This is a genomic window from bacterium, from assembly GCA_021372515.1.
Taxonomy (GTDB): Bacteria; Gemmatimonadota; Glassbacteria; order GWA2-58-10; family GWA2-58-10; genus JAJFUG01.
In genome coordinates this window covers 1-9835 of record JAJFUG010000136.1, presented here as the reverse complement: position 1 = coordinate 9835, position 9835 = coordinate 1, and the positions used below count along the sequence as shown (strand labels likewise).

Genomic DNA, 9835 nt, shown 5'->3' with positions numbered 1-9835 from the left:
TCGGCCTCCTTGGCCAGGCGCAGGGTTTCCTCGTAATAGTCGGCCACCTCGCGCGCGGCGGTGAGCACCGCGGCGTCATACTCCGGCAGCCCGTACTGCTCGACAAAGCGGCTCTCGCGCGTGTGCGGCAGCTCGGGCAGCTCGCTGCGCAGCTTTTCGATCCAGGTGCGCTCGATCACCAGAGGCAACAGGTCCGGGTCCGGGAAATAGCGGTAGTCCTGGGCCTCCTCCTTGCTGCGCATCGGCCGCACCACCTGCTTGTCCGTGTCCCACAGTAGAGTCTCCTGGACTATCCGGCCGCCCGACTCCAGCACGCTGATCTGCCGCTCCATTTCGAAGCCGATGGCTTTCTCCACCCCGCGGAACGAGTTCATGTTCTTGACCTCGGTGCGCGTGCCGAATTTTGTCTCGCCCTTGCGGCGCACCGAGATGTTGGCATCGCAACGCAGGCTGCCCTCCTCCATGTTCCCGTCGCACACGCCCAGATACAGCAGCATCTGGCGCAGGCGGGTCAGGTAGGCGTAGGCCTCGGCCGCGCTTCTCAGGTCCGGCTCGGAGACTATCTCCATCAGCGGGGTGCCGCAGCGGTTGAGGTCCACCGCGGTGCCGGCGGCGGTCGCGGTGTGGATGCTCTTGCCGGCGTCCTCCTCCAGGTGGATGCGGTTGAGCCGCCAGCTCTTGCGGGTCCCGTCCTCCAGGCGCGCCTCCACCATGCCGCCGGTTGAGAAAGGCTTCTCGTACTGGCTTATCTGGTAGCCCTTGGGCAGATCGGGGTAGAAATAGTTCTTCCGGGCGAAAATCGACTCCTCGTGCAGGGTGCAGCCGAACGCCAGGGCAGTGCGCACGGCCATCGAGACCGCCTCGGCGTTCAGCACTGGCAGCGCGCCCGGCAGACCCAGGCAGACTGGGCACACGTTCGTGTTCGGCTCATCCCCGAAATGCGTGCTGCAGCGGCAGAATGTCTTGGTGCGGGTCTTGAGCTGCGCGTGCACCTCCAGCCCGATCACTACTTCCCAGCCGTGGTCAGTCATCAGCTCAACCCTCCTTCCAGCATGCTCGCCGCTTTTAGCAATGTCGCCTCCTCGAACGGCCGTCCGATGAGCTGCAAGCCCACGGGCATTCCATCAACCGTGCCGGAGGGGACCGAAACTCCCGGCAGGCCGGCCAGGTTCACCGTGACCGTGTAGATATCCTGCAGGTAGGCCGCCACCGGGTCATCCTTGAACGCCCCGATCTTCCAGGGAAGGTTGGGCGCGGTGGGAGTGACCACGGCGTCCACCTGCTCGAAGGCCCGGTTGAAATCCCGGGTGATGAGGCCGCGCACTTTCATGGCCTTGATGTAGTAGGCGTCGTAGTAGCCCGCGCTCAGCACGTAGGTGCCCAGCATGATCCGCCGCTGCACCTCCGGGCCGAAACCCTCGCTGCGGCTGCGGCGGTACATCTCCAGCAGGTTGCCGCTCTGCGCGGTGCGGTGCCCGTACCGGACCCCGTCGAACCGGGCCAGATTGGCGCTGGCCTCGGCCGTGGCGATGATGTAGTAGGCGGCGACAGCATAAGGGGTGTGGGGCAGGCTGATCCGGCGCACCTCGGCCCCCTGGGCTTCCAGTTTCTTCACTCCCGCCATTACCTGCTCGCGGATACGGCTGTCCAGCGCGTCGGTGAAATACTCATCCGGCAGTCCCAACCGCAGCCCGCGGATATCACCGTCCAGGGCGGCGCGGTAGTCTGGCACGGGCTGATCCGCGCTGGTGGAGTCGCGCCTGTCGTGCCCGGCGATGATGCCCAGCAGGAACGCGGCGTCCCCGGCCGAGCGGGCCAGGGGGCCGATCTGGTCGAGGCTGGAGCCGTAGGCCACCAGGCCGTAGCGGCTCACCCGCCCGTAGGTGGGCTTCAGGCCCACCAGGCCGCAGAACGCGGCAGGCTGACGGATCGAGCCGCCGGTGTCGGAACCCAGGGCCAGGGGCGCCAGGCGCAGCGCCACCGAGGCGGCCGAGCCGCCCGAGCTTCCGCCGGGCACGCGCTCCGGGTCCAGGGGATGGCCCACCGGGCCGAAAGCGCTGTTCTCGTTGGAGGAGCCCATGGCGAACTCATCCATGTTGGCCTTGCCCAGGATCACCAGGCCGTGCTCGCGAAGGCGCTCCACCACGTGGGCGTCGTAAGGGCTGACAAAATTCTCGAGGATTTTCGAGGCGCAGGTGGTGGGAGCGGCCCCGCGCAGCACGATGTTGTCCTTGATGATCAGCGGCACGCCCGCCCCGAACGGCAGGCTCTCGCCCGCGGCGCGGCGGCGGTCCACGGCCTCGGCCTCGGCCAGGGCCTCCCTGGCCCGGACCGCCAGCAGGCAGTGGTGGGTGTCCGCCTCGATCGCGGCCAGGCATTCGCGCGCCGCCTCCACCGCGCTCACCTGTCCGCTTTCCAGCGACGCGGCCAGGGCCACGGCGCCAAGCTTTCGAATCTCAGTCAATTGATTGCTCCGTCTATGTTTGAAGTTACGTTCTATTCGATCACGCGCGGCACGATGAAAAAGCGGCCCTCGGGCAGGGGGGCGTTGTCCAGCACCTCGGCGGTGTGCTCGAAGCGGCGGACCTGGTCCGGCTCGACCGGGGTTTTCTTGCCCTCCAGCCAGGCCAGGGGGCTCACATTCTCGGTGTCCACCCGGCCGAGCTGCTCCACGTGGCCGAGGATGGCGTTCATGTCGCGGGTCATGCGCTCGGCGGCCGTGTCATCCAGCTCCAGACGGGCCAGCAGGGCGATTTTTTTGACATCATCCAGGGTTACGGACAAGGGACGGCTCCTTGAAAATTGTCTGGGTACTTGAGGGCCATTGTGTTTTTGTCGAAGATAATTATGGATAGTTTGCCAAAATAATTATTAAATAGCAAACGAATATTTATGTTGTTTTCGTTTAATTGTTTCTTCCAAAATTTTCTTGTTTTTCTGTATTCTGAAATGTGGAGCAATTTAAACAATCTTCTTATTTCTTCTTCTTCCTCTTTCCAGTTATTTGCCAAAAGCCCTATGGTATCCAGGCGGTCTAACTTGTTGTCTTTTAGTCTGTATTGATGAATGTGTCGGTTTCTAATGTCGTTAACATTTGCAAAAGTTTGATTAATTGTTTCTTTTATTGATTTTAAGACAGGCTTAATATTCCTTGCGTTTGAGTCTTTTCGGTAAAGTCTCTCTATTGTTTTAAGATAGCGTTCGAGTCTTTCTTGGAGAATGTAAGATTCTGATAGCCATGCTTCTAAATTAAATCGGAGATATCGTTCGCGTGAAATTCTTGTTTTGTGAAAAGGATATCTTCCAATAAAGAAAACTATATCTTCAAGCATTTCTAATGATTGCAATATTTCGGTATAGCCGTAAAATAGTTTTCCAAAGAATGACTCCTCTGCCGTTAGTTTTGGCTCGATGGTCGAAGGACCGTTAAAACCAAATATAAAATTCTCGAAAACTGCTCCTAATTCTTTTTTGTTTTTTTTAAGTAATGGAGTAATGATTTTTTTGGCCGATTCCGCTATGGCGTCTTGGTATTTTTCGAATTCGTCCATATTCCCTCTTTCTTATTTATCCTATGAATTAAAATCCATTTCAATCCTTCCACTTCCACCACTTAAGCTTTTCTGGCTCGTGCCGGGTCTCGCTGGCAAAATACACCGCGCAGCGGAACACGTACAGCACGCAACGGTCCACGTGGTGGCCTTCCAGTGCGGTGAGCCGCTCGTAGAGAGTCTGCGGGTCGGCCCCGCGCAGATCGGCCACCCGGTTTATCCCCAGGCGCAGAAAGTCCTGCTCTGTGCTCGGGCCCACGCCGGGGATAGTCTGGAGGTCGGTTTTCCGGGCCGCCATGCCGGTTTCCTTTTGTAGGGGCGAACCTTGTGTTCGCCCGTCTGTCCACTCCAGTTTTCTAACTAAGTCTTAAGAATATTTAGCGAAGAAAGGGTATTAACATGCCACATGATACCACTATCAGCGTTTAACTACCCTTAATAACCCCAAACAACTCTAAACAACACGGAATACTTGGCTTAAGCTTTAAACCACCTGGCGGCCGGCCCATGGCCTGAATTGCCGAGCCGGCCTTCTCTTTTCAGTCTGCGCAGGGTCGCGCGAATCCAATCCCGCCCCACCATTGGACATGCTTCTTCCAGCTCAGAAATCGAGAATTCGCCCGAAAAATGGTCAATGGCATCGCGGATCATCTGCAGCTTGCTTCCACGTCCGGAGACCAGAGTTCCCACCCGTCGTTCGTACTCGGCGTAGGCAGCCAGCACAATCGAAAGAAAATACTCCACCCAGGACAGCGCGTCGTGCTCAGAGTTATGCCAGCCTTGGGATGACCGATACAGGGTATCGTAGTATGAATCCTTGGTTTTTTCGACCACGGTTTCGAGGCTTACATACCGGCAGACCTCGTAACCGGCCTGGTAGAGCAGCAGAACACTCAACAACCGAGCCATCCGTCCGTTACCATCCAGAAACGGATGGATGCACAGAAAGTCCAGTACGTAGAGCGGGATCAGCACCAGAGGGTCCAGGGTGTCCTCTTTGAGTCGTTGCCCGAAATTCTCGTGCAACCGACGCATGAAATCATCAGTCTGCCAGGGTTCCACCGGCACGAAACGTATTTTTTTACTCCCATCCGGCAGGAACTCGCTGATTTCGTTCTGGGAGCTTTTCCATCTCCCGCCTTCCTTGCCCGCGTATTGCATCAGGTTTCGATGAAACTGCAGGAGCGTGTTCACCGAAAACGGTATGCCGTTCCAACTCGAATGGATGGTATTGAGCACATCCCTGTAACCGGCGATTTCGCTTTCCGGCCGATTGGCCGGTGTGGCTTTTTGTTCCACCAGCGCCTTTATCCGCTGGTAATCTGCGGTGATCCCCTCCAAGCGGTTGGAGGATTCGGTGCTCTGGATGACCGCTACCCGCCGGAGGTTTTCCAGTATGTCGGGGGCCTGCTGGTTGTACAAATCCTGTTTGCCCCTGAATTCACCGATCCGTCGGATGAGTCCGGCGAAACGGTGGGGAAGGATCAATCTGTCGAGATAAGTACTTTCCAGTGAATGCATGGATCATCCGGCCCGCGAAGGGTTCTTTATCTATTGCCCCTGCTTTGAGAAATACGCCACCATTTTCTTGGTTGACTCTCTGTTACAATCCGCTCACTCCTGCCCGTCCAGTATCTGATCCAGGTGGTGCAGAAGGTGCCGCAGGTAATCGGCCACCACACGCTCCAGCGTGGCCGGGTTGTCCTCGTTGAAATTCACCACCGCCTCCCTGGCCGACTCGGGCAGGCGCGCCATCACGTGGCTCAGGTGATTGTTGTAGGCGCTCCAGAGGGCCACCACCATCGGCCAGGGCTCGGAGGCATAGCCCTGGATACGCACCCAGTCATCCTGGGCGTAGCCCGGGAAATTCGCCGCGGCCCCGTAGCAGGCCCGCACGAACCGTTGATGGTTGGTGGAGGCCGAGTCGATCAGGTGGCCCAGGATTTCCTTGCGGCTCCACTTGCCTGGCGCGCGCGGAGCAGACGCCTTCTCCGGGCTGATCCGCTCCAGGCGTGGGGTCACTCTTTCGACCACCTCCCGCAGCTCGCGGGCCGTGTCTTTCATCATAACCGCCTCCCAGAGAAAAGCCTGCTATTCCCGCGCCAGCTTGGCGAAGCGCGCCACCAGTTTCTTGGTCACTCCGCCGTCGAAACGCACGGTCACTTTCAAGTCGTCCAGGTAGCCGTCCACGGCCACAATGGAGCCGCTGCCGAACGCCTGGTGCCGCACGCGCTCGCCCTTGCGCCAGGTGGGCTCATCCACCCCCGCATCCCGCACGAACACCGGGCCGCGCGGGTTTTGGGCCGTGACAGTGCTCGATGCCGCCGGACGCTGCCCTGTGTTCTTCCGCGGGAACCCAATCGGCGGGGCCGCCCCCAAGGGGCCGCGCGGGTTCCCGAACGAGCCGCCGCCGAACCGATCTCCTCCCAAGCCGCCGGAGAACGAGCGGTTGTAGCCGCCCCACTCACGGCTCTTGGGGCTTTCCTCCCGCTCGAGCATCCCCTCGGGGATATCGCGCAGGAACGCGGAGGGACCGCCGTCCAGCACCTCGGAATAGCGCCGCCGGCTGGCGGCCCAGCTCAGGAACACGCGCTTCCTGGCGCGGGTCAGGCCCACGTACAGAAGGCGCCGCTCCTCCTCGATGGCGTCGTCGTTGTCCGCCGAGTCCTCCCAGGCGCGCGCGATGGGCAGGAGGTTCTCCTCCACCCCGGCGATGAACACCACCGGGAACTCCAGGCCCTTGGCGTTGTGCAGGGTCATCAGGGTCACATAGTCCTGCTCCGGGTTCATGAAATCGATCTCGCTCACCAGCGAGGTCTCGGCCAGGAACGCCTCCAGGCAGGTGCCGCCGTTTTCCGGCTCCCAGCGCTGGCTGAACTCCTCGGCCGCGCTGACCAGCTCGGCCACGTTGTCCAGGCGTCCCTGGGCTTCCAACGTTTCCAGCTCGCTGAACTCCTGCTCGTAACGGGTGCGGGCCAGCAACTCAGTAATGATCACCGCGGCGCTTTCGCTGTGGCTGCGGCCGCGCAGCTCCTCGAACAGGGTGTGCAGGTCCATCACGGCTGTGGCGGTGCGCTGCCCGAGCCCGGCCGCCTGGTCGGCCTCGGCCAGGACGTGATAGAGCGCCTCGCCGCGGCTCAATGCCAGCTCGGTCAGCTTGGTCAGGCTGGTCGCCCCGATCCCGCGCGTGGGGACATTGATTATCCGGTACAGGCTGGTCGAATCCAGCGGGTTGGCGATCACCTTGAGATACGCCAGCAGGTCCTTGATCTCCTTGCGCTCGTAAAACCGCAGCCCTCCGACGATGCGGTAGGGTACCAGGCCGCGGCGCAGGGCCTCCTCCAGGGCGCGGCTCTGGGCGTTGGTGCGGTAGAGCACGGCAAAGTCGCGCCAGGCGAGGCCATCCTCTATTTTCACCGCGCGCAGCTTGTCCGCGATCTGGGCCGCCTCATCCAGCTCATCCCGCGTCTCCAGCACCACCGGCGCGGGGCCGCCTTTCAGCTCGGTCCAGAGCTTCTTGGGCTTGCGCCCCACGTTCCGGCTGACCACGGCGTGGGCCACCTCCAGGATGGCCGAGGTGGAGCGGTAGTTCTGCTCCAGGCGCACGGTGGTCACGTTCTTGAAATCGCGCTCGAACTCCAGGATGTTGCGGATATCGGCCCCGCGCCAGCCGTAGATCGACTGGTCGTCATCGCCCACCACGCACAGGTTGCCGTGGCCGGCGGCCAGCTCGCGCACCAGGTTGTACTGCACCCGGTTGGTGTCCTGGTACTCGTCGATCAGGATGTAGCGGAACATCTGACGGTACTTGTCCAGCACCTCGGGAGCGGCCCGGAACAGCTCCATGGGCTTGAGGATCAGGTCGTCGAAATCCATGCTGTTGCTGGCTTTCAGCTCGGCGGCGTAGGCCTTGTAAACCTCGGCCAGCTTGCGCTCCAGAAGGTGGTGCGGAGCCGCCAGCACCTCCTCGGGCGTGCGCAGGTCGTTCTTGAAGCGGCTGATCGCGTGCCGCACCCGTCCGGGCGTCAGGTTGCCCAGGTCCAGGGGGCTGCTCTTCAGGATTTTCTTGACCAGGCGCTCGCTGTCATCACTATCGTAGATACTGTAGTTGCGGTTGTAGCCCAGGGCCTCGGCGTGCTGGCGCAGGATACGGGCGAACACGCTGTGGAACGTGCCGATCCAGAGGCGGGTCTCGCCGCCCAGGAGCCGTTCCACGCGGGCTTTCATCTCGCCGGCGGCCTTGTTGGTAAAGGTCAGCGCCAGGATCCGTCCCGGCGGTACTCCGTTATTGCGCACCAGGTAGGCGATGCGCTGGGTGAGCACGCGGGTTTTGCCGCTGCCCGCCCCGGCCAGCACCAGCAGCGGTCCCTCGGTTGTGGTGACCGCCTGGCGCTGGGGTTCGTTCAACTGTTCAAGCAGATCTGTCATCGGCCTCTCTTCTGTCTCGAATCCGTTCCGTAATTACCGACACCAGTCTCAATGCGGGGCCGCGGGCAGGCAGACCAGGAAAGTGGCTCCCTTGTCCTGGCTCGAATGGGTCAGCACGATCCGGCCGCCGTGGTTTTCCTCCACGATCCGCCGCACCAGGGCCAGGCCGACTCCCCAACCCTTGGCCTTGGTGGTGACCCCGGTCTCGAAAATGTGCCGCCGCACGTCCCGCGCGATCCCCGGGCCGTTGTCGCTGACTGTGACATCCACCTCGTCGCGCTCGCGGTCGTAGACCGCCTTGACCTCGATCACCCCGCCGCGGCCGGTGAGCGCGTCGATGCTGTTCTTGATCAGGTTTTCGAAGGCCCACTCCAGAAGCGTGGCGTTGCCGCGCACCGGGGGGAGCTTCTCGATGTGCACCTTGAGCTGTATCCGGGTGCCGCGCTTGGGCAGGCGGGCCTGGAAATAGCGCTCCGTGTCGAGCAGCACGGTTTCGAGCTGGAGCTGCTGGTAGCTGCTGCGCCGGCCGATCAGCTCGAAACGGTTGGCTACCTTGGACAGGCGCTCGATATCCTGGGCCATGCCGAGCATGATATCGCTGTTGTCCGGATCGGTCGGGCCGGCGGCGGGCGCGGCTTTGACCGTCACCCCGGCCTCGTCCTGCAGGTTGACCTTGAGCAGCTCCAGCCAGCCGTGCAGGCTGGACAGGGGCGTGCCGAGCTGATGGGCGCTCTCGCGCGCCATCCCGGCCCAGATCAGCCCGCGCTCGGTGCGGGCCTGACGGCGCAGGAGCCAGAACGCGGTGATCACGAACACGGCCAGCAGAAACCCCAGGTAGAGCGGCATCACCCTCAAGCGCACCAGGGCCGGCGGGTCGCCGTAGTGGATCACGTACTGCACGTCCAGCGAGGAGGGGTTGTAGATCGGGAACGGCCGGTTGTCGCGGTCCATGCGATGGATTATCGGCTCGATCCGTGTCTGGGCCTCGGGGTTGTCGTTGGGGTAGTTGAACGGCACGTTGACCGACAGCACGATCAGGGCCTTGCCGGTCGAGTCGGTCACGATCACCGGGTTGTTGACCTCGCTCAGGCACTCGCGCAGCACCTCGGTGTCCTCGCCGCTCTGGATGAACTTGCGGATGAGGTCGGGGTCCTCCAGGCCGGTCTTGGGGTTCATGGCGTTGACCATGAACCTGGCGTAGGCCTTGCTCAGGGCGTCCTCATCCCGCTCCAGCTGACGCACCAGGCTGCGAGTGTACAGGAAATAGCCGGCCAGCAGGAGGCAGAGCACCATGGTGAGGCCGAACAGCGCCCGCGAGCTGAAGCGGCTGGGGAGCATGAACACCGGGCGGTGCTTGATCGTTACATTCTGCGGCTGGGTCTCGCTGCGCGCCATGGGCCAATCACCTGAAAAAGAAGGACTTCAACGGCTCTGGATAAACTATAAAACTACCGCCGGCCCGCTCTTTGGGCAAGCAAAAAGACCGGCGCTGAACTCAGGTGCATGAAGTGGGCCAATTGTCGCCATCCGCTCAATAATGCAACGGTAAAAATGCATTCACAAAAACTTGGCATATTGATTGCGGTAATATATATTGATGTGGCGGTTAATGGAGAGGCGGACTATTCGTTGAGAATGTAAAGGTGTTGATTTCTGAAGCTTATATCGGGATTTGACTTATCGTGTCTGTCTGTCCCCCCCCTCGCACGATACCGTAGCTGTTCCAGTGTGTCTGGTCCGGTAACAAATCTTGCCTGGCATAAAAGATCAAACAATGGAGGATTTGAATGAAAAGGGATATTGCTGCCTTTTTCTGTCTGGCCCGCACCCTGGGGCTGGCCCTGCTGTTCTGCCTG

Annotated in this window: 10 protein-coding genes; all 10 read right to left on the bottom strand. The window is 61.1% G+C overall.

Features of this window, described 5'->3' with window-relative positions; genetic code table 11:
- On the bottom strand, positions 1 to 1031 hold a 1031-nt coding region (gene gatB, locus LLH00_13235; GenBank protein ID MCE5272235.1), incomplete at its 3' end, for an Asp-tRNA(Asn)/Glu-tRNA(Gln) amidotransferase subunit GatB.
- A complete protein-coding gene (gene gatA / locus LLH00_13230; protein ID MCE5272234.1) occupies positions 1031 to 2455 on the bottom strand; it encodes an Asp-tRNA(Asn)/Glu-tRNA(Gln) amidotransferase subunit GatA in 1425 nt (474 codons plus the stop codon). The genes gatB and gatA, both read right to left, overlap by 1 nt.
- A 41-nt stretch (positions 2456 to 2496) precedes the next feature.
- Positions 2497 to 2784 carry an Asp-tRNA(Asn)/Glu-tRNA(Gln) amidotransferase subunit GatC gene (gene gatC, locus LLH00_13225; GenBank protein MCE5272233.1) on the bottom strand — a complete coding sequence of 96 codons (288 nt, stop codon included), beginning with the start codon at positions 2782 to 2784 and terminating at the stop codon, positions 2497 to 2499.
- On the bottom strand, positions 2775 to 3551 hold the full coding sequence (locus LLH00_13220; GenBank protein MCE5272232.1) for a hypothetical protein: 777 nt from the start codon (positions 3549 to 3551) through the stop codon (positions 2775 to 2777). Before LLH00_13220 ends, gatC begins: the two co-directional genes overlap by 10 nt.
- A gap of 40 nt (positions 3552 to 3591) precedes the next feature.
- Complete coding sequence (locus LLH00_13215) at positions 3592 to 3849, bottom strand: helix-hairpin-helix domain-containing protein (GenBank protein MCE5272231.1); 258 nt, start codon at positions 3847 to 3849, stop codon at positions 3592 to 3594.
- Between the two features lie 179 nt (positions 3850 to 4028).
- Positions 4029 to 5072 carry a Fic family protein gene (locus LLH00_13210; protein MCE5272230.1) on the bottom strand — a complete coding sequence of 348 codons (1044 nt, stop codon included), beginning with the start codon at positions 5070 to 5072 and terminating at the stop codon, positions 4029 to 4031.
- A 93-nt stretch (positions 5073 to 5165) separates the two neighbouring features.
- The gene (locus LLH00_13205; GenBank protein MCE5272229.1) at positions 5166 to 5618 is read right to left on the bottom strand and encodes a DinB family protein; all 453 of its coding nucleotides are present in this window, start codon (positions 5616 to 5618) and stop codon (positions 5166 to 5168) included.
- 24 nt (positions 5619 to 5642) lie between these two features.
- Positions 5643 to 7979, bottom strand: a complete 2337-nt coding sequence (locus tag LLH00_13200) for a UvrD-helicase domain-containing protein (GenBank protein ID MCE5272228.1) — start codon at positions 7977 to 7979, stop codon at positions 5643 to 5645.
- A gap of 48 nt (positions 7980 to 8027) precedes the next feature.
- On the bottom strand, positions 8028 to 9374 hold the full coding sequence (locus LLH00_13195) for a HAMP domain-containing histidine kinase (GenBank protein MCE5272227.1): 1347 nt from the start codon (positions 9372 to 9374) through the stop codon (positions 8028 to 8030).
- Positions 9375 to 9601: 227 nt separating this feature from the next.
- Positions 9602 to 9835: hypothetical protein (locus tag LLH00_13190; protein ID MCE5272226.1), on the bottom strand; the 234-nt coding region annotated here is incomplete at its 5' end.

Coding starts and splice junctions, on each gene's coding strand:
- LLH00_13210 (MCE5272230.1), bottom strand. CDS start 5,072: ATGCATTCACTGGAAAGTACTTATCTCGACAGATTGATCCTTCCCCAC.
- LLH00_13205 (MCE5272229.1), bottom strand. CDS start 5,618: ATGATGAAAGACACGGCCCGCGAGCTGCGGGAGGTGGTCGAAAGAGTG.
- LLH00_13215 (MCE5272231.1), bottom strand. CDS start 3,849: ATGGCGGCCCGGAAAACCGACCTCCAGACTATCCCCGGCGTGGGCCCG.
- LLH00_13200 (MCE5272228.1), bottom strand. CDS start 7,979: ATGACAGATCTGCTTGAACAGTTGAACGAACCCCAGCGCCAGGCGGTC.
- LLH00_13220 (MCE5272232.1), bottom strand. CDS start 3,551: ATGGACGAATTCGAAAAATACCAAGACGCCATAGCGGAATCGGCCAAA.
- LLH00_13195 (MCE5272227.1), bottom strand. CDS start 9,374: ATGGCGCGCAGCGAGACCCAGCCGCAGAATGTAACGATCAAGCACCGC.